The following is a 26,446-nucleotide window of genomic DNA, read 5'->3' as shown; positions in this document are numbered from 1 at the left end:
ATAGCTTCGGCCCAGGCCCGATGCAAAGCAAGCGCAGACCGCTTCTACAGGGGAGCCCAGCGCCCGACCATATGCAGCACCCCGGCATGCCCATCCAGCCGCAACGCCCCCACAGGCCCTGCCTCACTGGCACTGAGCACCACCTCCGAAGGCAGCCTCACCGGTTTGCGAAAATCCACTTCAAAGGCATAGCCGCTGTGCGGCAGGTGCCCGCGCAGTGCCGCCAGGGCCATGGCCTTGCTCCACATGCCATGGGCAATGGCCGTAGGAAAGCCGAACAGTCGCGCACTGGCGGCACTGAGGTGGATAGGGTTGTAGTCCCCGCACACCTTGGCATAACGCCGGCCTATGTCACTGTCGGCGTACCAGCGGGTGGCCTCGGGCAATGGCTCAGGTTCAACGTCGGCAGGCTCGCCTGCTTCGCCCTCCAGCTTCAAGCCGCGCACCAGCATGCGGCTGGTCTCGCGCCAGAGCAGGCCAATGCCGTCATTTGCCTCGGTAACCAGGTCGAAGGTGCCGCCCTTGGCATGTGCCTGCAGGTTGTGTGCATACACGGCAAAGCGCAGCCCTTCGATACCACCAAGCGGGCGCAGCACCTCTATGCGGTTGTGCAGATGCACCAGGCCGAGCAGCGGGAAAGGGAAGCCTGGGGCGGTCATCAACTGCAGCTGGAGCGTGAATGCCATGATATGGGGATACGTGCCCGGCAAGCGGCCATCGTCGGTAAAGTGGCAAAGCCGTCGATAAGCTGCCAGGTTGCCCGGCTGAACCGGAATGAAACAGCGCAGGCCATCGTCCGGCAAGCGGTCACCGCTGATGCCGCGCTTGCTGGCTGCACGCAGGTACAGGCTGGCGCGGGTAGCCGGGCTTTGCAGGTCGTGCCAGCTTGTGCTCATGTTCACGCCCCCATCAAGGCTTGGCCGCATACGCGCAGCACTTGGCCGTTGACCGCCCCGGAGCCTGGCTGGCTAAGCCAGGCAATGGCCTCGGCGACGTCCTGCGCCCGCCCGCCCTGGCCCAGCGAGCTCAAGCGCCGCCCGGCCTCGCGCAGGCCCATGGGCATGGCCGCAGTCATGTGGGTTTCGATGAAACCGGGGGCGACCGCGTTGATGCTGCCGCCGTGCGCGGCTAGCAGTGGCGCCCAGGCTTGGGCCAGGCCAATCAGCCCGGCCTTGCTTGCGGCATAGTTGGCCTGCCCACGGTTGCCAGCGATGCCACTGACCGAGGCCAGCAGGGTGATGCGCGCGTTTTCCCCCAGTGCGCCGTTGTCGTACAGCGCCTGGGTCAGTATTTGCGGTGCCTTGAGATTGACGGCCATGACCGCGTCCCAGTATTCCGGGGTCATGTTGGCCAAGGTCTTGTCGCGGGTGATGCCGGCGTTGTGCACCACGATGTCGATGCCGTCCGGCAGGGCCGCGAGCAGTTGCGTTGCCGCATCGCTGGCGCAGATGTCCAGTGGCAACGCCTTGCCACCGAGGCGTGCAGCGAGGGCGTCGAGGTCCTGGCTGGCCTGCGGCACATCGAGCAGCAGCACATCGGCGCCGTCCCGCGCCAGGGTTTCGGCAATGGCCGCGCCGATGCCGCGCGCTGCACCCGTGACCAGGGCGCGACGGCCACCCAGCGGGCGGGTCCAGTCGCCTACCTGGCGTGTGCAGGCTTCCAGGCGCAGTACCTGGCCTGAAACAAAGGCACTCTTGGGCGAGAGGAAGAAGCGCAAGGCGCCTTCCAGCTGGTCTTCGGCACCGGGCCCGACATACAGCAGCTGGGCGGTCGCACCGTTGAGCAGTTCCTTGGCCAGCGAGCGGCTGAAGCCTTCGAGGGCCCGTTGGGCCACGCTGGCCAACGGGTTGGCGAGGCTTTCCGGAGCGCGCCCCAGCACCACGATATGGGCGGATGGGGCCAGGCTGCGTAGCAGTGGCTGGAAAAACTCGCGCAACTGCTTCAGCGCATCGCTGTCGGACAGATGACTGGCATCGAACACCACGGCTTTGATTTTCGGCCCCAGGCCGGCTACCCAGGGTTCGGCCTGCAGGTGCTCGGCGTTAAAGCTGTAAAGCGCGTCGGTCAGGCGCGGGGCAATGGCTTCGACCTGGCCTGCCAACGGCCCGCCACCCAGTACCAGGGCCCCTTCAACCGGGCGCAGGCGGCCGGCCTGCCAGCGCTCCAGCGGCGCCGGGCGTGGCAGGCCAAGGGCATCCACGAGGCGGCGGCCGAGGTTGGAGTTGGCAAAACCGAGGTAGCGATCGCTCATGACTGGGTCTCCGCAAAGGCAAGCATGAAAGTGTGGACCAACTTTGTGGCAAGGTCGTTCGAATGCGGTAAAAACACCTAGGCTGTACGGATCAAATTGTTACAGGAGGAACATGTACATGCGTTCACCTCGCCGGGTCGCGATCCTGGGCGGCAATCGAATTCCCTTTGCCCGCTCCAATGGCATCTATGCCACCGCCAGCAACCAGGCAATGCTCACCGTCGCCCTCGAAGGGCTGATCGAGCGTTATCGCCTGCATGGGCTGCGGCTGGGGGAGGTGGTGGCTGGCGCGGTGCTCAAGCATTCCCGTGACATGAACCTGACCCGGGAATGTGTGCTGGGTTCGCGCCTGTCGCCGCAGACCCCGGCCTATGACATCCAGCAAGCCTGCGGCACCGGGCTTGAGGCTGCGCTGCTGGTGGCCAACAAGATTGCCCTGGGGCAGATCGACTGCGGTATTGCCGGCGGCGTAGACAGCACCTCCGATGCACCGATTGCCGTCAACGAAGGCCTGCGCCACATCCTGCTGCAGGCCAATCGTGGCAAAAGCCTGGGCGAGCGACTCAAGCCTTTCCTCAAGCTGCGGCCTCACCATTTGAAACCCGAGTTACCACGCAATGGCGAACCGCGCACAGGGTTATCCATGGGCGAGCATTGCGAGCGCATGGCGCAGGCCTGGCGCATTGGCCGTGCAGAGCAGGACGAGCTTGCATTGCTCAGCCACCAGCAGCTGGCCGCCGCATATGCCGAGGGTTGGCAGGATGACTTGCTGACGCCGTTTCTGTCGCTGACACGGGACAACAACTTGCGTCCCGACTTGACCCTTGAACAGTTGGCCAGGCTCAAGCCCGCCTTCGATCGCAGTGGCCAAGGCACGCTGACGGCGGGTAATTCCACGCCGCTGACCGACGGCGCCTCGGTGGTGTTGCTGGGCACGGAGCAATGGGCTGCGCAGCAAGGGCTTGAGGTGTTGGCTTACCTGGTCGATGGTGAAACTGCGGCAGTGGATTTTGTCACGGGTCGAGAAGGGCTGTTGATGGCGCCGGTGTATGCCGTGCCACGCTTGCTGGCGCGTAATGGCCTGACCCTGCAGGACTTCGATTACTACGAGATCCATGAAGCCTTTGCCGCCCAGGTGCTGTGCACGCTCAAGGCCTGGGAGGATGCCGACTACTGCCGCGAGCGGTTGGGGCTGGATGCGCCGCTTGGGGCGATTGACCGCAGCAAGCTCAACGTCAAGGGCAGCTCGCTGGCGGCTGGGCACCCGTTCGCCGCGACCGGTGGGCGGATATTGGCCAACCTGGCCAAGGTGCTGGCGACGGCGGGGAAGGGGCGCGGGCTGATTTCGATTTGTGCGGCAGGTGGGCAGGGGGTGACTGTTATCGTAGAGCGGTGAGTACCAGAGAAATTGCATTGACCGCTTCGCGGGCAAGCCCGCGAAGAAGGCAGCGCAGGTGCCACAGTCATATCCCCGAGCTGTTAGGCTTGTCTGCTCAGAACGATAAGAAACCGCCATGCCGATCATCGGACGCCCCCGCGCTCTCCCGGCGCTGGACCACTTGCCCAGGCCTCTTTACGCCCGTGCCGAAAGCCTCGGCGCCGGCTCCTGGACCACCCGCCACCAGCACGACTGGGTACAGTTTTCCTACGCCATCAGCGGCGTACTCGGCGTGTACACGCGCGACGGCAGCTACTTTGCGCCGCCCCAGTGGGGGGTGTGGATCCCTGCCGATGCCGAGCACGAGGTGGTCACCTCGATGCAGGCGGAGATGCGCAGCCTGTATGTGCGCCGCGATGCCTGCCCATGGGCACCGGAGCAATGCCGGGTGCTGGAGGTGACACCACTGGCGCGCGAGCTGATCAAGCAGTTCTGCCTGTTCCCGGCTGACTACCCGGAGGGCGATAGCGCCGAGGCGCGTCTGGTGGCAGTGCTGCTGGACCAGCTGCGTACCTTGCCGGAAGTCGGGTTTTCGCTGCCGTTGCCACGCCACCCGGGCTTGCTGGCGCTGTGCAATGGCTTGATCGCCGCACCGGACCAATCGCAGACCTTGCAGCAATGGGCGCGGGAGCTGGCGTGTTCGGAGAAGACGCTGATGCGGCTTTTCCAGCGGGAGACGGGGTTGAGCTTTCGCAACTGGCGGCAGCGCATGCGGCTGTTGTCGTCGCTGGCGTTGCTGGAGGCGGGGGAGAATGTGACCGAGGCGGCGTTGGGGTGTGGGTATGACTCCACCTCGGCTTACATTGCGGCGTTCAAGCAGCTGTTTGGGGCTACCCCTGGCGAGTTGAAACTCTAGGCATGGTCTGCCTGTACCGGCCCTCTCGCCGGCAAGCCAGCTGCCACTGGGATTGCAAAGCCCCTGAGGGCAGCGGGGTCCAGTGGGCGCTGGCTTGCCGGCGATAGGGCCGGTACAGGCAATGCATCAATCAGGTGCGGAACCTGCGCACCAGCGAGTCCAGTTCATTGGACAGCCCAGCCAGGCTCTCGGAGTCCTGTCGCGCCGCCTGGGCCAGTTCGGCCACCAGTTGCGCATCCCCGTGGATCTGGCTGATGTGCCGGTTGATGTCTTCGGCCACCTGGTGTTGTTCCTCGGCCGCCGTGGCGATCTGCGTGTTCATGTCACGAATCACATCCACCGACTCACGGATTTGCCCGAAGCTGTCGCGGGCCAGGCCGATACGGCTCACCGACTGCTGCGACACTTCCAGGCTGGCATGCATCTGCTCGGCCACTTCGGCCGTGCGGCTGGCCAGGTTGCCCAACAGGCCGTCGATTTCGGCAGTGGAGTCGGCAGTGCGCTTGGCCAGGGCCCGCACTTCGTCGGCCACCACGGCAAACCCACGGCCCTGTTCACCGGCACGGGCGGCTTCGATGGCAGCATTGAGGGCCAGCAGGTTGGTCTGTTCGGCAATCGAGCGGATGGTACCGAGGATCGACTGGATGGCGTTGCTGTCACGCTCCAGTTGCTGGATCGACTGCGCAGATTGTTCGATTTCCTGGCTCAGGCGGTCGACGCTTTGCACCGCGGCATCGATCTGCTGTTGGCCTTCGCGGGCTTGCTGCTGACCGCTGTCGGCCGACTGCGCCGCCTGGCTGCAGGAGCGCGCCACTTCGTTGGCGGTGGCGACCATTTCGTGAAAGGCGGTTGACACCATGTCCACGGCTTCGCGCTGGCGGCCTGCGGCTTCGGCCATGTCGCTGGAAACACGGGTGGAGCTGCTGGAGGTGCTGAGGATCTTGCCGGCAGCAGCGCCGATGTGCTGGATCAGGCTGCGAATGGCGCCGAGGAACTGGTTGAACCAGCTGGCCAGTTGCGCGGTTTCGTCGCGGCCACGGATTTCCAGGTTGCGGGTCAGGTCGCCTTCACCTTGGCCAATGTCTTCCAGGCCATTGGTGACGCTGTTGATCGGGCGCACGATCAGTTTGGCGAAAGCCGCACCGACCACGGCGAACAGCACGGCCAGCACCAAGGCGATGACGCCGATCAGCCAGGTCAGCCGGGTGGTGTTCTGCATCACTTCGCTTTGTTCGATCAGGCCGATGAAGGTCCAGCCCAGTTGTTCGTCGGGGTAGACGTTAGCCATGTAGCGCACGCCATTGAGCTCTACCTCCACCAGGCCTTTGCCGGCCTTGGCCAGTGCGGCATAACCGTCGCCGAAGCTGGCCAGCTGCTTGAAATTGTGAGCGGCGTCGCGAGGGTCGACCATGACGTTGCCGTTGCTTTCAACCAGCATCAGGTAGCCGCTTTCACCCAGCTTGATCTGTTTGACGATCTCGGTCAGGCCCTTGAGCGATACGTCGATGTTGACCACGCCGCCGGGGTTGCCCAGCTGGTTCGCCACGGCCCGCACGGTGCTGACCAGCACCGCGTCGTCGGCGGCCCAGTAGTAGGCACCGGTACGCACGGTCTTGCCCGGGTTGGCCATGGCCAATTGGTACCAGGGGCGGGTGCGTGGGTCGTAATTGACGAACTTTTGCCCGGCAGGCCAGCCGGTGTAGCCGCCATCGTTCACCCCGTAAGAGAGGTAGGCATAGGAGGGGTGTGCGTTGGCCAGACGGGTCATGAAATCAAGGAGCTTGCTGGCTTGCTCGCCCAGTTCGTAGGACGGGGCGGCGCTCATGTACTTGTTCAGCTCGCTGCCGGTGGCGGCGACCATTGGCTGGGAAGCCATGTACTCGACGTTCTGGTTGATGCCTTGGAAGAAGATGTTCATCGCGTTGCTGACCTGGCGGATTTCCCGGCTGCTACCGTCGAGGAATCCGTCGCGGGCTTCGCCACGCAGGTTGAGGACCACCAGCGTGGCCACGAGGACAATGGGCAAGCCGGCGATGACCGCGAATGCCCAGGTCAATTTCTGTTTGATGCTCATCGACGCTCCCGGAATTTTTATTGTCGACCCACGAGGCAGGTAGCCAATACATCGGCAGCATCCCGGTTTTATGAAGCAAAACCCCCGTATTTATTGGATAAAGTCGCAGTTGGTGACTATTCGGTCGTGTTTGGACACTTTTGGCATACCAAACGCGGGTGAACGATCAGCGACAGCAGCTTTCAGCAGCTCCATTGGCCAAGTCTTTGAGGATAGGGCAGTCCGGGCGGTCGTCCCCCTGGCAATGCGAAACCAGCTCGCCGAGGGTATCGCGCAGGCTCACCAGCTCTTCGATGCGCCGGTTCAGCTCATTAATGTGCTGCATGGCCAGCGCTTTCACATCGGCGCTGGCACGTTGGCGGTCCTGCCACAGGGTCAGCAGCTTGCCGACCTCTTCCAGGGAAAAGCCCAAGTCGCGTGACCGCTTGATGAAGGCCAGGCTGTGCAAGTCTTCTGCCTGGTACAGGCGGTAGCCGCTGTCGCTGCGCGTGGCAGGCTTGAGCAGGCCGATGGATTCGTAATAACGGATCATCTTGGTGCTAAGCCCGCTGCGGCGGGCGGCCTGGCCGATGTTCATGGCGCCTCCTCGGTGGTACTGGTGGGTTTCCATGCCTTGAGCCACAGCGCGTTGCTGACCACGCTGACGCTGGACAAGGCCATGGCGGCGCCGGCCAGTACCGGGTTGAGGTAACCCAGCGCCGCCAGCGGGATGCCGACCAGGTTATAGATGAACGCCCAGAACAGGTTCTGGCGGATCTTGGCGTAGGTCTTGCGGCTGATTTCCAGGGCTGCAGGCACCAGGCGCGGGTCACCTCGCATCAGGGTGATGCCGGCGGCCTGCATGGCCACGTCGGTACCGCCACCCATGGCAATGCCGATATCGGCGGCGGCCAGGGCCGGGGCGTCGTTGATGCCATCGCCGACCATGGCGACCACGCCATTTTGCTTGAGCGCAGCCACGGTGGCGGCCTTGTCTGCGGGCAGCACTTCGGCATGGACATCATCGATGCCCAGGGCGTCAGCCACCACGTTGGCGCTGCCGCGGTTGTCGCCGGTCAGCAGGTGGCTGCTGATGTGCTGTGCGCGCAGGGTGTCGATAGCCTGCGCGGCGCCGGGCTTGAGGCTGTCACCAAAGGCGAACAGGCCCAGCACACGAGGTTGAGTGCCGCGTTCAATCAACCACGACAGGGTGCGCCCTTCTGCTTCCCAGGCCTGGGCCTTGGCGGCCAGGTCACCGGGCTGCAGAGCGCTTTCGTCGAGCAGGCGGCGGTTGCCCAGGGCGAGCTCGCGGTCCTCTACACGCCCGGCGATGCCGCGACCGGTCAGCGACTGGCTGCCGGTAACAATTGGCACCTCCAACCCCTGATCGGCGCAGGCATCCAGCACCGCCTTGGCCAGTGGGTGCTCGCTGCCGCGCTGCAGGGCACCGGCCAGACGGTGCAGGTTGGCACTGCTGCCTACTTGCGCCTGGCTGTGGACCACCCGTGGGCTGCCGGAGGTAAGCGTGCCGGTCTTGTCGAAGACCACGCAGTTGACCGCATGGGCACGCTCCAGGGCTTCGGCGTCCTTGATCAGGATGCCATGGCGGGCGGCAACCCCGGTGCCGGCCATGATTGCTGCAGGCGTGGCCAGGCCAAGGGCGCAGGGGCAGGCGATGACCAGCACCGCTACGGCGTTGATCAGCGCGGTTTCCAGCGGTGCGCCGGCCAGCCACCAGCCGATCAGGGTGATCAGTGCCAGCACCAGCACAGCCGGGACGAACACTTGGCTGACCCGGTCGACCAGCTTCTGGATCGGCGCCTTGGCGGCCTGGGCGTCTTCGACCAGGCGGATGATACGGGCCAGCACGGTTTCGGTGCCCAGCGCCTGGGTGCGCACCCGCAACCGGCCTTCGCCATTGATGGCACCACCGGTGACACTGTCGCCGGGTTGCTTGGGCACCGGCAGGCTCTCGCCGCTGATCAGGGCTTCATCGGCATGGCTGCTGCCGTCCTCGACCACACCATCGACCGGGAACCGCTCGCCGGGCTTGACCAGTACCAGGTCGCCCAGGCGCAGCTGGGCGATGGCCACATCTTGCTCCTGGCCGTCGACGATACGCACGGCGCGTTCCGGTCGCAGCGCTTCAAGAGCGCGGATGGCACTCGCGGTCTGGCGTTTGGCACGGCTCTCCAGGTACTTGCCCAGCAGCACCAGGGCAATCACCACGGCCGAGGCCTCAAAGTACAGGTGTGGGACCATGCCGGCAGGCGCCTGCGCCCACTGGTACAGGCTCAAGCCGTAGCCTGCGCTGGTGCCCAGGGCCACTAGCAGGTCCATGTTGCCGGCACCGGCGCGCACGGCCTTCCAGGCCGCTACGTAGAAGCGTGCGCCGAGTATGAACTGCACGGGTGTGGCCAGCAGGAACTGCGCCCACGCGGGCAACATCCAGTGCAGGCCGAACGGCTGCACCAGCATTGGCAGTACCAGTGGCAGGGCCAACAGCAAGGCTGCGCCGACCGCCAGGCGCTCATTGCGCAATTTGCGCTGGGCCGCGTTTTGTTCGTCTTTGACCGTTTGCGGCAGGCTGGCGCTATAGCCGGCCTTTTGCACCGCGTCGATCAGCAGGTTATCGTCGAGGGCCGCGAGCACCTTGAGGTGCGCGCGTTCGCTGGCGAGGTTGACGCTGACCTGCTCGACCCCGGGCAGCTTGCCCAGGGCGCGCTCCACGCGGCCGACGCAGCTGGCGCAGGTCATGCCGCCAATTTGCAATTCGACAGTACGGCTGGGCACGCTGTAGCCGGCTTCGCGCACGGCGTCGACCAGGGCGGGCAGGCTGTTGGCCGGGGCCTGGACCCGGGCCTGTTCGGTGGCGAGGTTGACGCTGACCTGTTCAGCGCCGGTGACCTTGCGCAGGGCGCGCTCGACCCGGCCGGCACAGCTGGCGCAGGTCATGCCGGCGATCGGCAGGTCATACGTGGTGGATGCGGGCATGGCTCTCCTCCTTGGACAGGCCTCCAGCATCAACCTTGCCATGCAGGTAAGGTCAATAGCCCAGGCCGGCTCGCTTCAACTCCAACCCATATTGCCCCATGGCGATGCGGTATTTGTTGATCTGGCCCGACTGCAAGTTCAAACGTGTGCTGCGTTGATCTTCGATACCCTGTGCACAGCCTGGCACCTGCCCTGGTAGCAGGCGCAGGCGCACATCCACCGGGCCGGGCGGCAGGTTGAAGGAGGTGGACTGCTCCTGGAACACGCGCCCGGAAAGCTGATCGTTGAGGTAGACGCCGATTTCGCAGTTGGTGGCCACTTCCAGGCGTTCCCGGGAGATGATCAGTACGCTGTAGTCCGAGTTGCCCTCGGCGCTGGCCGGTGGCACCACAGCCAGAGTGCTCAATAGCCCGACCACGCCCAATGCTGCCCTGAACATGAAGAATCTCCTGCTTGCCTGATCGTCAAACGCGAAGCTTGGCCGACGCGGGCACGGATTTCCAGCCCAGGTGTTGCTGGCAGGGCTTGACCTTGCCCCGATGGCAAGCTTGAGACTCGTTGAAAACCTGAAGGAGGCAACCCCCATGCAAGTGTTCAATGTACAAGGCATGACCTGCGGCCATTGCGTGAAAGCCGTGACCCGCGCGGTGCAGGAGCAGGATGCAGCGGCCAAGGTCGAGATCGACCTGGCAGCCAAGCAGGTACGAGTGCAGAGTGAACTGGGGCAGGAGCAGATCCTTACCGCCATTCGTGATGAAGGTTATCAGGCCGAACTCGCCTGAAGACTTGCCAGTGGGAGACTCACCTGTGGGAGCGGGCGTGCCCGCGAACACCGGCGTAGCCGGTGCCATCCACCGCGTTGCCTGATTCGCAGGCACGCCCGGTCCCACAGGGACTACGGCAGTTTTCAGGTTCCGAGCGAGGCAGTTGTCCTCGCAACGCGCAGGTTTGTTGCAAATGTTTTCAGCCTGGTAGGCCCCACAGCAGGTAGAATTGTGCACTTGCTTAGCCTGCTATGGATTCCTGATGAACCTGCGAATGGTGCTCATCCTGGGTGCACTCAGTGCGTTCGGGCCCTTGGCGATCGACTTTTACCTGCCCGCCTTCCCGGCCATGGCGCAGGCGTTCGCCACCGATGAAAAACACATCCAGGCCACTTTGGCCGCCTACTTCCTCGGCCTGTCTATCGGCCAGTTGGCCTATGGCCCGGTAGCCGACCGCTTTGGCCGGCGTATACCGCTGATGTTCGGGGTAACCCTATTCACCCTGGCGTCGCTGGCCTGTGCCTATGCCCCCAACCTCGACACCCTGGTGCTGGCACGCTTCGTCCAGGCTTTGGGTGGTTGTGCCGGCATGGTGCTGTCGCGGGCCATCGTCAGCGACAAGTGCGACCCGGTGGCCTCGGCCAAGGTGTTTTCGCAACTGATGCTGGTCATGGGGCTGGCGCCGATCCTGGCACCGATGCTGGGCGGGGTGCTGGTGAACCTCGCGGGCTGGCAGTCGATTTTCCTGGCCTTGAGCCTGTTCAGTGCCGGCTGCCTGCTGGCGGTCAGCCTGGGCCTGCCGGAAAGCCTGCCTGCGCACATGCCGCGTCAGCCGCTGTCTGGCGCTTTGCGCCAATACCTGCGGTTGCTGGCTGACCGGTTGTTCCTTGGCCATGCGTTGACCGGCGGCATCGCCATTGCCGGCATGTTTGCCTACATCGCTGGTTCGCCTTTCGTGTTCATCAAGCTGTATGACGTGCCGGCCGAGCACTACGGCTGGCTGTTCGGCACCAACGCTGCCGGCTTTATCCTGGTGGCGCAGGTGAATGCACGTTTGTTGGCCAAGCGTGGGCCGGCGTTTCTGTTGGCGCGCGGGGTGTGGGTGTACCTGGCGGCAGGCTTGGCGCTGTTGGGTGTGGCTGCCTTGCAGCCGACACAGTTGTGGCCGCTGCTGGTACCGCTATTCATCTGCATCGCCAGCCTGGGCTGCATCATCCCTAACGCCTCTGCATGCGCGATGAGCGGGCAGGGTGCGCGGGCTGGCAGCGCCTCGGCACTGATGGGCTGCTTGCAGTTCAGCGTCGCCGCAGGCGCGGCGGCACTGGTCGGTGTGCTGCATGATGGCAGTGCGGTACCGATGGCGATGGTGATCAGCGTGTGCGGTGCACTGGCGGTCAGTGTCTCGCTGCTGACCCGGCGCTTGCAGGCCAGGCGTCCCGCATAAGCGGGTGAGGTGCCTGCAGGCGGGTTTCCAGCGTGGCGACAAAGGCCCGCGCCTCAGCCTCGCTGCGGAAACTGACCACGTGTTGATCGAGCTGGACCTGCCAGGGGCAGGCAGGGTTTCGGCTCGATGCGCTGACGACAATTTTCATCGCGGCATACCTCCAGAAGGGGGGAGCCGCTCAAGTGTAGCGCTGCCCCTCTAGCCTGCCACGAGCTGTATCCGTGTCCTGACTGACGGTCGACAGGCGCATTTTCCACACCACGTTTCCTGCTTTGGGCGTAATGCCCGCAAATCTGCAGAACCTTCGCTTCGTTTCGCGCTATTTGTGGAACATCGCTGTAGGCCGTATCTGAAATTGCAGGGCGTCTGTTTTTATCAAGATATTTCAGCCCCACTGCGAGCGTATGTGAGAGCGTTGACTGACCGGGCTTCGGGCAGTTTTGCAAGGCCGTTTCACTGGTTGCCATGGGTAGGCATACCCAGTGGCTTTACGCCGTAGGTGCGTCGGTACCTGGTCGCCTGAACGGCGTTTTCTGCGGCCTATACTGGCGACCCGGGCCAGTGACAGCGAGAGGCGCTGCCCTGCCAGAGTTGGCCATCGCATCCACACAGTGAACTTGCAGGGAGTTACAGGGATATGAACGCAGCCAGCAGTATCAGCCAGATTGCCAGCCTGATGGCCGACCCCAAGCGTAGTGCCATGTTGTGGGCACTGATCGATGGTACGCCGCGGCTGGCCAATGAGCTCGCCATAATGACCGGCCTGACCTCGTCATCGGCGTGCGCGCACCTTTCGTTACTGTCGTCGGCCGGTTTGCTCAGGCATGAAGCGCGGGGCCGCAAGCGATATTTTCGCCTGGCGACACCGCAGGTGGGGGCAGCCGTGGAGGCCCTGGCCAGCGTTCAGTTGGAGAGCGCCAGAGGGGCGCGTGCCAAGGCGCCGGTCTCACCGCTGCCCATGTCGATGCGCCGGGCGCGCCGTTGTGGCGATCACCTTGGCGGGGAACTGGCCAGCGAGCTGTACCATCGACTGGTGGTGGCCGGCTGGCTGGAAGGTAGCGGTCGACAGTTGATGGTCAGTGACGAGGGGCGTTTACAGTTGGCCTCGGTCGGGGTCTACATCGATGCCTTGGCCCCCCACCAGCAACGTGGTTGCGTGATTTGCCGTTGCACCGAGTGGGACGACCAGGCCCCGCACTTGGGCGGTGTGCTGGGCCAGGCACTGTTCAGGCTATTCCTGCAATCGGGCTGGATGCGTGAGGCCGAGGACACGCGGGCATTGCATATCTCGGCGCTGGGCATCCAGCAGATCAATCGCATAGCCCGCGTGGCAACGTTGCAGGTTGGGTAAGCGCAACGCCGTCGTGCAATCAGACCAGCCGGGCATCCAGGCTGTTCTGCGCCAGGCGACGGGCCTGGTCTTCAGTCATGCCCAGATGGGTGTGCAGGGCGTGGAAGTTTTCCGTCACGTAGCCGCCGAAGTAGGCCGGGTCGTCCGAGTTCACCGTGACCTTCACGCCGCGCTCCAGCATGTCCAGGATGTTGTGCTGGCTCATATGGTCGAACACGCAAAGCTTGGTGTTGGACAGCGGGCACACTGTGAGCGGGATCTGCTCATCGATGATGCGTTGCATCAGGCGCTCGTCTTCGATGGCGCGTACGCCGTGGTCGATACGCTTGATTTGCAGCAGGTCCAGCGCTTCCCAGATGTACTCGGGCGGGCCTTCTTCGCCGGCATGGGCGACGGCAACAAAGCCTTCGTTGCGGGCACGGTCGAAAACGCGCTGGAATTTGCTCGGCGGGTGGCCCATTTCCGAGCTGTCCAGGCCAACGGCAATGAACGCTTCGCGGAACGGCAGGGCCTGGTCGAGGGTTTTTTGCGCTTCCTCTTCACTGAGGTGGCGCAGGAAACTGAGGATCAGGCCACTGCTGATGCCCAGCTGCTTGCGGCCATCCTTCAGCGCCTGGTTGATGCCATTGAGCACCACCTCGAAGGGGATGCCGCGGTCGGTGTGTGTTTGCGGGTCGAAGAACGGTTCGGTGTGGATCACGTTCTGGGCTTTGCAGCGTTGCAGGTAGGCCCAGGTCAGGTCGTAAAAGTCCTGCTCGGTACGCAGCACATCTGCGCCCTGGTAATACAGGTCGAGGAACTCCTGCAGGTTGTTGAAGGCATAGGCACCGCGCAAGGTCTCCACATCGGCCCAGGGCAGGGCAATCTTGTTGCGCTCGGCCAGGGCGAACAGCAACTCAGGCTCCAGCGAGCCCTCCAGGTGCAGGTGCAGTTCGGCCTTGGGCAGGGCGTTCAACCAGTCATACATAGTGGATCATCTCAATCAGGTACGGTTGCCGCCATTCTACAGGGCCTGGCCGGGCATTGCGCCCGGCCAGGCTGCGACCCGGTGAATCACCAGACCAAGGGTTCGCCCTTGTAGTTGATGAAGCGCAGGCCGCCGGTGCCGCTTTGTGCATTGATCTGGTCGAGCATGCCGCGGGTGCTGGTGAACACGTCAATTTCGGCGTTTTCGCCACCCATGTCGGTTTTCACCCAGCCCGGATGCATGGCCAGTACGCACAGGTCGGGGCGCTGTTGCTCGACCACGAAGCTGTTGATCATTGAGTTCAGCGCTGCCTTGCTGGCCTTGTACAGGCAGATTTCACCACCGTCGGGGATGGTCACGCTGCCCAGGATCGAACTCATGAAGGCCAGCACGCCGCTGCCTTCGCGTAACTGGCCCACCAGGCGACGGGCCACGCGGATCGGGGCCACGGCATTGGTCATGAACAAGTCGCCGATGTCGCTGCGCTGTACCGTTTCCAGGTTTTGCGGCAGGGGCCCCATGACGCCCGCGTTAACGAACACCAGATCGAACACTTGGCCATGCAGGCGTTGTTGCAAGCCATCGAGCTGGGCGGTGTCGTTCATTTCCAGCTGTTCGATGCGCACGCCAGGCACGTCTGCCAGGGCGCGGGGTTGCTGCGGGTTGCGCACGGTGGCGGTGATGTTCCAGCCGTCTTCGTTCAGGCGCTGCACCAGGCCAAGGCCAAGCCCGCGCGAAGCGCCAATGATAAGTGCGGTTTTTGCGTTAGCCATGTGAACGCGCTCCATGGTCGGTGGTAAGGAAAGGTATTGAGGATAATGCACAGCGGCAGTCACTGCCTTGCCAATGGCTGTATAAAAAGTGATCAGCTGCACCCGGGCCTTGCCTGGCCGGGCGTTGCGCCTGTTGGCGCACGGGTTATCCACAAGCTGGTCCACAGTTATTGTGTGCAAGCTCAGGGCGGTGCAGGCCCGTCCGTCGGGTTGCGTATTGGGGATAACTCTTGGGCTTTCAGCACTTTGCGGCTGTCATCAAACGGTGATCAAAATATGATCAAAGCTCTGCAGGCTATGAAAACTTTAGCCTGCAAGCGATTGCCCCAAGCTTATCCACAGGCGGGCCCACAGTTGTTGTGGGCAATGTTCAGCGTGCTTCGAGCAGGATGCGCCCGCGGCTCAGGTCAGCCAGTTGCTGCTGCAGCGGCGCCAGGTGGGCGTCACCGAGCGCAATCAGCAGGTCGACGCCATTGGCAGTGAACTGTTCATCCATTACCAGGCCGTCGACCTCCGCCAGCCGAAGTTTTACCAACGCAAGTTCGCTGAAACTGCAGCTGCAGGTGAATTCGCTGCGCTGCACCAGCAGCCGCTTGGGCGCCTGTTGCAGGCACTTGTTGGCGCCGCCGCCATAGGCCCTGGCCAGGCCACCAGTGCCCAGCTGGATGCCGCCGTACCAGCGGATCACCAGCACCACGACCTGGTCGCAGTCCTGCGCTTCGATAGCGGCCAGGATCGGCCTGCCTGCGGTCCCGCCGGGTTCGCCGTCATCGCTGCTGCGATACTGCGCGCCGAGCTTCCAGGCCCAGCAGTTGTGAGTGGCAGCCAAGTCGCTGTGGCGTTCGATGAAACTCATCGCATCGGCAGCACTGCTGATCGGCCCGGCAAGGGTGATGAAGCGGCTTTTGCGTATTTCCTCGCGGTATTCGCAGAGGTCGAGCAGGGTAGAAGGCATAAATGACGGTTACACAGCCGGCTTGATGCCGCAGCCCTTCAGAATGATGTGGATAAGGTTGTTGCTCGCCTCTTCCATGTCCTGCTTGGTCAGGCGGCTGCGGCCGGTGACCTGGCAGATCTGGGTGGCGAAGTCGGCGTAGTGCTGGGTACTGCCCCATAGCAGGAAGATCAGGTGCACCGGATCGACCGGGTCCATCTTGCCCGCATCGATCCACGCCTGGAACACGGCAGCCCGGCCACGGAACCACTCGCGGTAGTCGGCACTGAAGTATTCGGTCAGGCAGGTGCCGCCGCTGATCACTTCCATGGCGAAAATCCGCGAAGCCTGTGGGTTGCGCCGGGAGAACTCCATCTTGGTGCGGATGTACTGGCTCAGGGCTTCCCCCGGGTCGTCATCGACGCTCAAGGCGTTGAAGGTGCTGTCCCACAATTCGATGATGTTGCTGAGCACGGCAATGTACAGGCCCAGCTTGTTGGTGAAGTAGTAGTGCAGGTTGGCCTTGGGCAGTTCCGCCTTGAGGGCGATGGTGTTCATGCTGGTGCCCTTGAACCCATGGCGAGCGAACTCGTCTTCGGCTGCCTGGATAATGGCCTGTTCGTTTTTCTGGCGAATTCGGCCCGCGGGCTTGCCCGAGGCGGAGAGGCGGTGCGCAGGGACTTCTAGGGTCATGGACGATTCCGTACGGGTCAGTGGCTGCGGCTGTCGGACAAGATTACCTGCCTGCGCCGAAGTGACAAGCGTTTGCGGCAGAGACTGGCATCAACGTGTCGCAGCCAGGCTCTCCAGGAAGCTTTCCAGGACCAGGTTCGGCCGCCGGCCCTTGCGGGTTACCCAGCTCAGGCTCAGGTCATAGAAGCGCTGTTGGGGTTTGAGGGCACGCAAGCGGCCTTGCTGCACCCAGAACGTGGCGTAGTGGTCGGGCAGGTAGCCGATGTAGCGCCCGGTGAGGATCAGAAACGCCATGCCTTCGCGGTCCGAAGCACTGGCCGTGCAGTTCAACGCCTGGTAATGGGCCTGGATGTCGGCTGGCAGGCGGAAGGTGGGGGTAATGGCTTCCTGGCTGTTGAGGCGGTCGTCGTCGACCTGCTGGTCATCGGCATAGAACAGCGGGTGCCCAACGGCGCAATACAACAGCGAGCGTTCGCTGTACAACGGTTGGTACTCAAGGCCCGACAGCGGGCTGGTTTGGGGTACCACACCGACATGCAGGCTGCCGTCGAGCACGCCATGTTCGACCTGGCTGGGGGCGATCATGCGGATCTGGATACGCACCTCGGGCCCACGGTCCTTGAGTTCGGCCAGGGCATGGGTGATGCGCATGTGCGGCAGGGTGACCAGGTTATCGGTAAGGCCAATGTTCAATTCGCCACGCAAGTGCTGGTGCAGGCCGTTTACCTCGGTGCGAAAGCTTTCCAGGGCGCTTAGCAGTTGCAGTGCCGAATGGTAGACCTCGCGGCCTTCCTCGGTCAGCGAGAAACCGGCGCGGCCGCGCTGGCACAGGCGCAACCCCAGGCGTTGCTCAAGGTCGTTCATTTGCTGGCTGATGGCCGAGCGGCCAATGCCCAGCACGTTTTCGGCGGCCGAGAAGCCGCCGCATTCGACCACGCTGCGGTAGATCTTCAGCAAGCGGATGTCGAAATCGCTGACTTGGGCGAGTGGATCGGGGCGTCGGCTCATCAGTTTAGTCACGGCCTGTCTGAAGATTAGAAATGTTGGCTTTTTCAGACTTTATCGCCGTGCCAATTTAGCTGCAACAACATCCATCGTTGCCTAATCGTCTTTCGAGGAACCGCCGATGAACATGCCCGAAACCGCTACCGTCGGTATCGCCAGCCAGCTCAAGCTGGATGCCCACTGGATGCCCTACACCGCCAACCGCAACTTCCACCGTGACCCACGGTTGATCGTGGCGGCCGAAGGCAACTATTTGGTCGATGACCAAGGGCGCAAGATCTTTGATGCCCTGTCGGGTCTGTGGACTTGCGGCGCCGGGCACACCCGCAAGGAAATCACCGACGCGGTGACCCGCCAGCTGAGTACTCTGGATTACTCTCCGGCGTTTCAGTTTGGCCACCCGCTGTCGTTCCAGCTGGCCGAGAAGATCACCCAGCTGACCCCTGGTGAACTGAATCACGTCTTTTATACCAACTCCGGTTCCGAGTGCGCCGATACCGCGCTGAAGATGGTCCGTGCCTACTGGCGCCTGAAAGGCCAGGCGACCAAGACCAAGATCATTGGCCGTGCCCGTGGCTATCACGGCGTGAACATCGCTGGTACCAGCCTGGGTGGCGTCAACGGTAACCGCAAGATGTTCGGCCAGTTGCTTGATGTCGACCACCTGCCTCACACCGTACTGCCGGTGAACGCCTTCTCCAAGGGGCTGCCAGAAGAGGGCGGTATTGCCCTGGCGGACGAAATGCTCAAGCTGATCGAGCTGCACGATGCCTCCAACATCGCTGCGGTGATCGTTGAGCCGCTGGCCGGCTCGGCCGGTGTACTGCCGCCGCCGAAGGGGTACCTGAAGCGCCTGCGTGAAATCTGCACCCAGCACAACATCCTGCTGATCTTCGACGAAGTGATCACCGGCTTCGGCCGCATGGGGGCGATGACCGGCGCCGAAGCGTTCGGCGTGACCCCGGACCTGATGTGCATCGCCAAGCAGGTAACCAACGGCGCCATCCCGATGGGCGCGGTGATTGCCAGCAGCGAGATCTATCAGACTTTCATGAACCAGCCGACCCCTGAATACGCCGTGGAATTCCCGCACGGCTACACCTATTCGGCTCACCCGGTAGCCTGCGCCGCCGGTATCGCCGCGCTGGACCTGTTGCAGAAGGAAAACCTGGTGCAGTCCGCCGCCGAGCTGGCGCCGCACTTCGAGAAGCTGCTGCACGGCGTGAAAGGCACCAAAAACGTCGTTGATATCCGTAACTACGGCTTGGCCGGCGCCATTCAGATCGCCGCCCGTGACGGTGATGCCATTGTCCGCCCTTACGAAGTGGCGATGAAGTTGTGGAAGGCAGGCTTCTATGTACGCTTCGGTGGCGACACCTTGCAGTTCGGCCCAACATTCAACACCACGCCGCAGCAACTGGATCGCCTGTTCGACGCCGTTGGCGAAAACCTGAACCTGATCGACTGATCTTTCCGATTTTGATGCCAGGCGCGTGCACGTGTCCCGCGCCTGCATTTACCTTCTTTATCTGGAGTTTTGCATGAGCATTGTTCAGCACCTGATCCATGGCGAGCTGGTTTCCAAGGGTGAGCGCACCGCCGATGTCTTCAACCCGTCCACCGGCCAGGCTGTGCGCAAGGTTGAATTGGCCAGCCGCGCGACCGTGCAAGAAGCGATCGACTCCGCCAAAGCGGCCTTCCCGGCCTGGCGCAACACCCCGCCGGCCAAGCGCGCCCAGGTGATGTTCCGCTTCAAGCAATTGCTGGAGCAGAACGAAGCCAAGATTTCGCAGATGATCAGCGAAGAGCATGGCAAGACCCTGGAAGACGCAGCCGGCGAACTGAAGCGCGGTATCGAGAACGTTGAGTTCGCCTGCGCAGCACCAGAAGTGTTGAAGGGCGAGTACAGCCGCAACGTCGGCCCGAACATCGATGCCTGGTCCGACTTCCAGCCGTTGGGCGTGGTCGCTGGCATCACCCCGTTCAACTTCCCGGCCATGGTGCCGCTGTGGATGTACCCCCTGGCTATCGCCTGCGGCAACGCTTTCATCCTCAAGCCTTCCGAGCGTGACCCGAGCTCGACCCTGTACATCGCCCAGCTGCTGCTGGAAGCCGGCCTGCCGAAGGGCATCCTGAACGTGGTGCACGGCGACAAGGAAGCGGTGGATGCGCTGATCGAAGCGCCTGAAGTAAAAGCACTGAGCTTCGTCGGTTCAACGCCGATCGCCGAATACATCTATGCCGAAGGCACCAAGCGCGGCAAGCGCGTACAAGCCTTGGGTGGCGCGAAGAACCACGCAGTACTGATGCCGGATGCCGACCTGGACAACGCCGTCAGCGCACTGATGGGTGCCGCCTACGGTTCGTGCGGCGAGCGTTGCATGGCTATTTCGGTGGCGGTCTGCGTGGGCGATCAGGTGGCCGATGCCCTGATTGCCAAACTGGAGCCGCAGATCAAGGCACTGAAGATTGGTGCCGGCACTTCGTGTGGCCTGGACATGGGCCCTCTGGTGACTGCTGCTGCCCGTGACAAGGTAGTGGGTTATATCGATGACGGTGTTGCTGCTGGTGCCAAGCTGGTGGTAGATGGCCGTGGTTTGCGTGTGGCCGGCAATGAAGATGGCTACTTCGTGGGTGGCACCCTGTTCGACAAGGTGACCCCGCAGATGCGCATCTATAAAGAAGAGATCTTTGGCCCGGTGCTGTGTGTAGTGCGTGTGAACAGCCTGGAGCAGGCCATGCAGCTGATCAATGATCACGAGTATGGCAACGGTACCTGCATCTTTACCCGTGACGGTGAAGCGGCGCGCCTGTTCTGCGACGAGATCGAAGTGGGCATGGTCGGTGTAAACGTGCCGCTGCCGGTCCCGGTGGCCTATCACAGCTTTGGCGGCTGGAAGCGTTCGCTGTTCGGTGATCTGCATGCTTATGGGCCGGATGGGGTGCGCTTCTATACCCGTCGCAAAGCGATTACCCAGCGCTGGCCGCAGCGTTCCAGCCATGAAGCGTCGCAGTTTGCATTCCCTAGCCTTTAAGGTAGGTCAATAACGCGGGGAGGCCGAAAGGCCTCCCTGCTTTGTTTTTCAGCAATATCAGGGTTTATTGAAATTAAAGGTTGACGCCCTTCTGAATCCCCTTATAATGCGCCCCACTTCCAGCGACATCGGAACGACAAACTCCTTGAGATTCAATGAGTTAGGTAGTTAAGGTGGCGTTGAAAGGGCTACGATCGAATGATCGCAAGCGATTGAGATGGTGGTTGACAGCGCTTCTAAACGCTGTATGATTCGCCTCCCGCTACGAGAGATCGCAGCGAGCCAAGTGTTTGAAGCTAAACGAGTTTCTCGCAAAAAACTTCAAAATAAACGCTTGACAGGCTCTGAGGAAAGCGTAGAATACGCGCCTCGGTTGAGACGAAAAGCTCTTAACCAAACGCTCTTTAACAAATCGAATCAAGCAATTCGTGTGGGTGCTTGTGAGTACGGACTGATAGTCAAAAAGATTATCAGCATCACAAGTGACCATGCGAGAAATCACATAGTCATTTGAGATTGCTGAGCCAAGTTTAGGGTTTCTTAAAAACCCAAGCAGTATTGAACTGAAGAGTTTGATCATGGCTCAGATTGAACGCTGGCGGCAGGCCTAACACATGCAAGTCGAGCGGATGAGAAGAGCTTGCTCTTCGATTCAGCGGCGGACGGGTGAGTAATGCCTAGGAATCTGCCTGGTAGTGGGGGACAACGTTTCGAAAGGAACGCTAATACCGCATACGTCCTACGGGAGAAAGCAGGGGACCTTCGGGCCTTGCGCTATCAGATGAGCCTAGGTCGGATTAGCTAGTTGGTGAGGTAATGGCTCACCAAGGCGACGATCCGTAACTGGTCTGAGAGGATGATCAGTCACACTGGAACTGAGACACGGTCCAGACTCCTACGGGAGGCAGCAGTGGGGAATATTGGACAATGGGCGAAAGCCTGATCCAGCCATGCCGCGTGTGTGAAGAAGGTCTTCGGATTGTAAAGCACTTTAAGTTGGGAGGAAGGGCATTAACCTAATACGTTAGTGTTTTGACGTTACCGACAGAATAAGCACCGGCTAACTCTGTGCCAGCAGCCGCGGTAATACAGAGGGTGCAAGCGTTAATCGGAATTACTGGGCGTAAAGCGCGCGTAGGTGGTTTGTTAAGTTGGATGTGAAAGCCCCGGGCTCAACCTGGGAACTGCATCCAAAACTGGCAAGCTAGAGTACGGTAGAGGGTGGTGGAATTTCCTGTGTAGCGGTGAAATGCGTAGATATAGGAAGGAACACCAGTGGCGAAGGCGACCACCTGGACTGATACTGACACTGAGGTGCGAAAGCGTGGGGAGCAAACAGGATTAGATACCCTGGTAGTCCACGCCGTAAACGATGTCAACTAGCCGTTGGAATCCTTGAGATTTTAGTGGCGCAGCTAACGCATTAAGTTGACCGCCTGGGGAGTACGGCCGCAAGGTTAAAACTCAAATGAATTGACGGGGGCCCGCACAAGCGGTGGAGCATGTGGTTTAATTCGAAGCAACGCGAAGAACCTTACCAGGCCTTGACATGCAGAGAACTTTCCAGAGATGGATTGGTGCCTTCGGGAACTCTGACACAGGTGCTGCATGGCTGTCGTCAGCTCGTGTCGTGAGATGTTGGGTTAAGTCCCGTAACGAGCGCAACCCTTGTCCTTAGTTACCAGCACGTTATGGTGGGCACTCTAAGGAGACTGCCGGTGACAAACCGGAGGAAGGTGGGGATGACGTCAAGTCATCATGGCCCTTACGGCCTGGGCTACACACGTGCTACAATGGTCGGTACAGAGGGTTGCCAAGCCGCGAGGTGGAGCTAATCTCACAAAACCGATCGTAGTCCGGATCGCAGTCTGCAACTCGACTGCGTGAAGTCGGAATCGCTAGTAATCGCGAATCAGAATGTCGCGGTGAATACGTTCCCGGGCCTTGTACACACCGCCCGTCACACCATGGGAGTGGGTTGCACCAGAAGTAGCTAGTCTAACCTTCGGGAGGACGGTTACCACGGTGTGATTCATGACTGGGGTGAAGTCGTAACAAGGTAGCCGTAGGGGAACCTGCGGCTGGATCACCTCCTTAATCGACGACATCAGCCTGCTGATGAGCTCCCACACGAATTGCTTGATTCATTGTCGAAGACGATCAAGACCCTATATAGGTCTGTAGCTCAGTTGGTTAGAGCGCACCCCTGATAAGGGTGAGGTCGGCAGTTCAAATCTGCCCAGACCTACCAATATGCGGGGCCATAGCTCAGCTGGGAGAGCGCCTGCCTTGCACGCAGGAGGTCAGCGGTTCGATCCCGCTTGGCTCCACCACTCGCTTTACTTGATCAGAACTTAGAAATGAACATTCGTAGATGAATGTTGATTTCTGACTTTTGTCAGATCGTTCTTTAAAAATTCGGATATGTGATAGAAATAGACTGAACACCAGTTTCACTGCTGGTGGATCAGGCTAAGGTAAAATTTGTGAGTTCTGCTCGAAAGAGCGACGTGCGAATTTTCGGCGAATGTCGTCTTCACAGTATAACCAGATTGCTTGGGGTTATATGGTCAAGTGAAGAAGCGCATACGGTGGATGCCTTGGCAGTCAGAGGCGATGAAAGACGTGGTAGCCTGCGAAAAGCTTTGGGGAGTCGGCAAACAGACTGTGATCCAGAGATCTCTGAATGGGGGAACCCAGCCAGCACAAGCTGGTTATCTTGTACTGAATACATAGGTGCAAGAGGCGAACCAGGGGAACTGAAACATCTAAGTACCCTGAGGAAAAGAAATCAACCGAGATTCCCTTAGTAGTGGCGAGCGAACGGGGACCAGCCCTTAAGTTGGTTTGAGATTAGTGGAACGCTCTGGAAAGTGCGGCCATAGTGGGTGATAGCCCCGTACACGAAAATCTCTTATCAATGAAATCGAGTAGGACGGAGCACGAGAAACTTTGTCTGAATATGGGGGGACCATCCTCCAAGGCTAAATACTACTGACTGACCGATAGTGAACTAGTACCGTGAGGGAAAGGCGAAAAGAACCCCGGAGAGGGGAGTGAAATAGATCCTGAAACCGTATGCGTACAAGCAGTGGGAGCCTACTTTGTTAGGTGACTGCGTACCTTTTGTATAATGGGTCAGCGACTTATATTCAGTGGCGAGCTTAACCGAATAGGGGAGGCGTAGCGAAAGCGAGTCTTAATAGGGCGTTTAGTCGCTGGGTATAGACCCGAAACCGGGCGATCTATCCATGGGCAGGTTGAAGGTTAGGTAACACTGACTGGAGGACCGAACCGACTACCGTTGAAAAGTTAGCGGATGACCTGTGGATCGGAGTGAAAGGCTAATCAAGCTCGGAGATAGCTGGTTCTCCTCGAAAGCTATTTAGGTAGCGCCTCATGTATCACTGTAGGGGGTAGAGCACTGTTTCGGCTAGGGGGTCATCCCGACTTACCAAACCGATGCAAACTCCGAATACCTACAAGTGCCGAGCATGGGAGACACACGGCGGGTGCTAACGTCCGTCGTGAAAAGGGAAACAACCCAGACCGTCAGCTAAGGTCCCAAAGTCATGGTTAAGTGGGAAACGATGTGGGAAGGCTTAGACAGCTAGGAGGTTGGCTTAGAAGCAGCCACCCTTTAAAGAAAGCGTAATAGCTCACTAGTCGAGTCGGCCTGCGCGGAAGATGTAACGGGGCTCAAACCATGCACCGAAGCTACGGGTATCACCTTTTGGTGATGCGGTAGAGGAGCGTTCTGTAAGCCTGTGAAGGTGAGTTGAGAAGCTTGCTGGAGGTATCAGAAGTGCGAATGCTGACATGAGTAACGACAATGCGAGTGAAAAACTCGCACGCCGAAAGACCAAGGTTTCCTGCGCAACGTTAATCGACGCAGGGTTAGTCGGTCCCTAAGGCGAGGCTGAAAAGCGTAGTCGATGGAAAACAGGTTAATATTCCTGTACTTCCAGTTATTGCGATGGAGGGACGGAGAAGGTTAGGCCAGCCTGGCGTTGGTTGTCCAGGTTTAAGGTGGTAGGCTGAAATCTTAGGCAAATCCGGGATTTCAAGGCCGAGAGCTGATGACGAGTTGCCTTTAGGCGACGAAGTGGTTGATACCATGCTTCCAAGAAAAGCTCCTAAGCTTCAGATAACTGGGAACCGTACCCCAAACCGACACAGGTGGTTAGGTAGAGAATACCAAGGCGCTTGAGAGAACTCGGGTGAAGGAACTAGGCAAAATGGCACCGTAACTTCGGGAGAAGGTGCGCCGGCGAGGGTTAAGGACTTGCTCCGTAAGCCCATGCCGGTCGAAGATACCAGGCCGCTGCGACTGTTTATTAAAAACACAGCACTCTGCAAACACGAAAGTGGACGTATAGGGTGTGACGCCTGCCCGGTGCCGGAAGGTTAATTGATGGGGTTAGCGCAAGCGAAGCTCTTGATCGAAGCCCCGGTAAACGGCGGCCGTAACTATAACGGTCCTAAGGTAGCGAAATTCCTTGTCGGGTAAGTTCCGACCTGCACGAATGGCGTAACGATGGCGGCGCTGTCTCCACCCGAGACTCAGTGAAATTGAAATCGCTGTGAAGATGCAGTGTATCCGCGGCTAGACGGAAAGACCCCGTGAACCTTTACTATAGCTTTGCACTGGACTTTGAATTTGCTTGTGTAGGATAGGTGGGAGGCTTTGAAGTGGGGACGCCAGTTCTCATGGAGCCATCCTTGAAATACCACCCTGGCAACTTTGAGGTTCTAACTCAGGTCCGTTATCCGGATCGAGGACAGTGTATGGTGGGTAGTTTGACTGGGGCGGTCTCCTCCCAAAGAGTAACGGAGGAGTACGAAGGTGCGCTCAGACCGGTCGGAAATCGGTCGTAGAGTATAAAGGCAAAAGCGCGCTTGACTGCGAGACAAACACGTCGAGCAGGTACGAAAGTAGGTCTTAGTGATCCGGTGGTTCTGTATGGAAGGGCCATCGCTCAACGGATAAAAGGTACTCCGGGGATAACAGGCTGATACCGCCCAAGAGTTCATATCGACGGCGGTGTTTGGCACCTCGATGTCGGCTCATCACATCCTGGGGCTGAAGCCGGTCCCAAGGGTATGGCTGTTCGCCATTTAAAGTGGTACGCGAGCTGGGTTTAGAACGTCGTGAGACAGTTCGGTCCCTATCTGCCGTGGACGTTTGAGATTTGAGAGGGGCTGCTCCTAGTACGAGAGGACCGGAGTGGACGAACCTCTGGTGTTCCGGTTGTCACGCCAGTGGCATTGCCGGGTAGCTATGTTCGGAAGAGATAACCGCTGAAAGCATCTAAGCGGGAAACTTGCCTCAAGATGAGATCTCACTGGGATCTTGAATCCCCTAAAGGGCCGTCGAAGACTACGACGTTGATAGGTTGGGTGTGTAAGCGCTGTGAGGCGTTGAGCTAACCAATACTAATTGCCCGTGAGGCTTGACCATATAACACCCAAGCAATTTGCTGACGCAGATTGCGGTGGTGAAGATGATACGAACCGAAAGTTCGCAACAAACCACAAATATCGCATATCCGAATTCGCTGGGCTGTCCATCTGGACATTCTGGCTACAGAATTTCTTGACGACCATAGAGCATTGGAACCACCTGATCCCATCCCGAACTCAGCAGTGAAACGATGCATCGCCGATGGTAGTGTGGGGTTTCCCCATGTGAGAGTAGGTCATCGTCAAGATTCATTTCGCAAAACCCCTATCTGCGCATGCAGGTAGGGGTTTTGTTTTTGTGGGCAAAAAATTCAGCCCTGCCCGAACCCCTGTAGGAGCAGCCTTGTGCTGCGAAGAGGCCGGTAAGGCTAAAGATTATCTTCGGCTGCAATGGCCTCTTCGCAGCACAAGGCTGCTCCTACAGG

19 protein-coding genes, 2 tRNA genes and 3 rRNA genes are annotated in these 26,446 nt (G+C 60.5%); 12 read left to right on the top strand and 12 right to left on the bottom strand.

What is annotated here, in order from left to right; translation table 11 throughout:
• Positions 1-44: 44 nt before the first annotated feature.
• Positions 45-896 carry a MaoC/PaaZ C-terminal domain-containing protein gene (locus J3A71_RS25920; RefSeq protein WP_095117007.1) on the bottom strand — a complete coding sequence of 284 codons (852 nt, stop codon included), beginning with the start codon at positions 894-896 and terminating at the stop codon, positions 45-47.
• Between the two features lie 2 nt (positions 897-898).
• On the bottom strand, positions 899-2,251 hold the full coding sequence (locus J3A71_RS25915) for a 3-oxoacyl-ACP reductase (RefSeq protein WP_102667917.1): 1,353 nt from the start codon (positions 2,249-2,251) through the stop codon (positions 899-901).
• 118 nt (positions 2,252-2,369) lie between these two features.
• Here J3A71_RS25915 and J3A71_RS25910 point away from each other — a divergent pair, with 118 nt between their 5' ends.
• Positions 2,370-3,647: an acetyl-CoA C-acetyltransferase gene (locus J3A71_RS25910; protein WP_060519246.1), complete on the top strand. Its 1,278-nt coding sequence runs from the start codon at positions 2,370-2,372 to the stop codon at positions 3,645-3,647.
• 118 nt (positions 3,648-3,765) lie between these two features.
• Positions 3,766-4,545 (top strand): helix-turn-helix transcriptional regulator, encoded by a 780-nt coding sequence (locus J3A71_RS25905; protein ID WP_016484758.1) that lies wholly within the window; start codon positions 3,766-3,768, stop codon positions 4,543-4,545.
• Positions 4,546-4,675: 130 nt separating this feature from the next.
• On the opposite strand, the gene J3A71_RS25900 is transcribed toward J3A71_RS25905, so the two are convergent.
• The 4 genes from J3A71_RS25900 to J3A71_RS25885 form a co-directional block, all read right to left on the bottom strand.
• Entirely contained in the window at positions 4,676-6,619 is a 1,944-nt protein-coding gene (locus J3A71_RS25900) for a methyl-accepting chemotaxis protein (RefSeq protein ID WP_209952689.1), read from the bottom strand.
• A gap of 166 nt (positions 6,620-6,785) precedes the next feature.
• Complete coding sequence (gene cueR, locus J3A71_RS25895) at positions 6,786-7,196, bottom strand: Cu(I)-responsive transcriptional regulator (RefSeq protein ID WP_016484760.1); 411 nt, start codon at positions 7,194-7,196, stop codon at positions 6,786-6,788.
• Positions 7,193-9,592, bottom strand: a complete 2,400-nt coding sequence (locus J3A71_RS25890) for a heavy metal translocating P-type ATPase (protein ID WP_102667919.1) — start codon at positions 9,590-9,592, stop codon at positions 7,193-7,195. Before J3A71_RS25890 ends, cueR begins: the two co-directional genes overlap by 4 nt.
• 52 nt (positions 9,593-9,644) lie before the next feature.
• Complete coding sequence (locus J3A71_RS25885) at positions 9,645-10,031, bottom strand: hypothetical protein (RefSeq protein WP_016484762.1); 387 nt, start codon at positions 10,029-10,031, stop codon at positions 9,645-9,647.
• A gap of 145 nt (positions 10,032-10,176) precedes the next feature.
• Between J3A71_RS25885 and J3A71_RS25880 the strand changes: the two genes are divergently transcribed.
• Both J3A71_RS25880 and J3A71_RS25875 read left to right on the top strand, forming a co-directional pair.
• Positions 10,177-10,374: a cation transporter gene (locus tag J3A71_RS25880; RefSeq protein ID WP_016484763.1), complete on the top strand. Its 198-nt coding sequence runs from the start codon at positions 10,177-10,179 to the stop codon at positions 10,372-10,374.
• Between the two features lie 244 nt (positions 10,375-10,618).
• Entirely contained in the window at positions 10,619-11,800 is a 1,182-nt protein-coding gene (locus J3A71_RS25875; RefSeq protein WP_095117013.1) for a multidrug effflux MFS transporter, read from the top strand.
• Here J3A71_RS25875 and J3A71_RS31545 read toward each other — a convergent pair.
• Complete coding sequence (locus J3A71_RS31545; protein WP_080640992.1) at positions 11,751-11,948, bottom strand: hypothetical protein; 198 nt, start codon at positions 11,946-11,948, stop codon at positions 11,751-11,753. The two genes, J3A71_RS25875 and J3A71_RS31545, sit on opposite strands and share 50 nt — an antisense overlap.
• Before the next feature lie 489 nt (positions 11,949-12,437).
• Between J3A71_RS31545 and J3A71_RS25870 the strand changes: the two genes are divergently transcribed.
• Positions 12,438-13,151, top strand: coding sequence for a helix-turn-helix transcriptional regulator (locus J3A71_RS25870; RefSeq protein WP_016484765.1), 714 nt, complete (start codon positions 12,438-12,440; stop codon positions 13,149-13,151).
• 19 nt (positions 13,152-13,170) lie between these two features.
• Here the strand turns inward: J3A71_RS25870 and J3A71_RS25865 are convergent, their stop codons facing one another.
• From J3A71_RS25865 to J3A71_RS25845, 5 genes are all read right to left on the bottom strand, one after another.
• Positions 13,171-14,118, bottom strand: a complete 948-nt coding sequence (locus J3A71_RS25865) for an adenosine deaminase (RefSeq protein WP_016484766.1) — start codon at positions 14,116-14,118, stop codon at positions 13,171-13,173.
• 86 nt (positions 14,119-14,204) lie between these two features.
• The gene (locus tag J3A71_RS25860; RefSeq protein ID WP_095117015.1) at positions 14,205-14,891 is read right to left on the bottom strand and encodes an SDR family oxidoreductase; all 687 of its coding nucleotides are present in this window, start codon (positions 14,889-14,891) and stop codon (positions 14,205-14,207) included.
• A 370-nt stretch (positions 14,892-15,261) separates the two neighbouring features.
• Positions 15,262-15,846, bottom strand: a complete 585-nt coding sequence (locus J3A71_RS25855; protein ID WP_102667920.1) for a YigZ family protein — start codon at positions 15,844-15,846, stop codon at positions 15,262-15,264.
• Between the two features lie 9 nt (positions 15,847-15,855).
• Positions 15,856-16,518, bottom strand: a complete 663-nt coding sequence (locus J3A71_RS25850) for a TetR/AcrR family transcriptional regulator (RefSeq protein ID WP_016484769.1) — start codon at positions 16,516-16,518, stop codon at positions 15,856-15,858.
• Between the two features lie 90 nt (positions 16,519-16,608).
• Positions 16,609-17,529, bottom strand: a complete 921-nt coding sequence (locus tag J3A71_RS25845; protein WP_024717596.1) for a LysR family transcriptional regulator — start codon at positions 17,527-17,529, stop codon at positions 16,609-16,611.
• A 115-nt stretch (positions 17,530-17,644) separates the two neighbouring features.
• Between J3A71_RS25845 and J3A71_RS25840 the strand changes: the two genes are divergently transcribed.
• The 7 genes from J3A71_RS25840 (at position 17,645) to rrf (ending at position 26,269) form a co-directional block, all read left to right on the top strand.
• Complete coding sequence (locus J3A71_RS25840; RefSeq protein ID WP_016484771.1) at positions 17,645-18,991, top strand: aspartate aminotransferase family protein; 1,347 nt, start codon at positions 17,645-17,647, stop codon at positions 18,989-18,991.
• Between the two features lie 73 nt (positions 18,992-19,064).
• Entirely contained in the window at positions 19,065-20,558 is a 1,494-nt protein-coding gene (locus J3A71_RS25835; protein WP_016484772.1) for a CoA-acylating methylmalonate-semialdehyde dehydrogenase, read from the top strand.
• A gap of 560 nt (positions 20,559-21,118) precedes the next feature.
• Positions 21,119-22,655 (top strand): 16S ribosomal RNA (locus J3A71_RS25830).
• Between the two features lie 77 nt (positions 22,656-22,732).
• Positions 22,733-22,809 (top strand) — tRNA-Ile (locus J3A71_RS25825).
• Positions 22,810-22,815: 6 nt separating this feature from the next.
• Positions 22,816-22,891: transfer RNA gene (locus J3A71_RS25820), tRNA-Ala, on the top strand.
• A 235-nt stretch (positions 22,892-23,126) separates the two neighbouring features.
• Positions 23,127-26,019: ribosomal RNA gene (locus J3A71_RS25815) — 23S ribosomal RNA — on the top strand.
• A gap of 134 nt (positions 26,020-26,153) precedes the next feature.
• Positions 26,154-26,269: ribosomal RNA gene (rrf, locus tag J3A71_RS25810) — 5S ribosomal RNA — on the top strand.
• The 16S, 23S and 5S rRNA genes sit together here with 2 tRNA genes alongside, the layout of an rRNA operon.
• The last annotated feature ends 177 nt before the right edge of the window (positions 26,270-26,446 follow it).

Origin of the sequence: Pseudomonas sp. PvP089 (assembly GCF_017875165.1) — a bacterium.
Taxonomy (GTDB): domain Bacteria; phylum Pseudomonadota; class Gammaproteobacteria; order Pseudomonadales; family Pseudomonadaceae; genus Aquipseudomonas; species Aquipseudomonas fortuita.
Note: the sequence above shows the minus strand (reverse complement) of the source record. Positions and strands in the feature narration are given on the sequence as shown.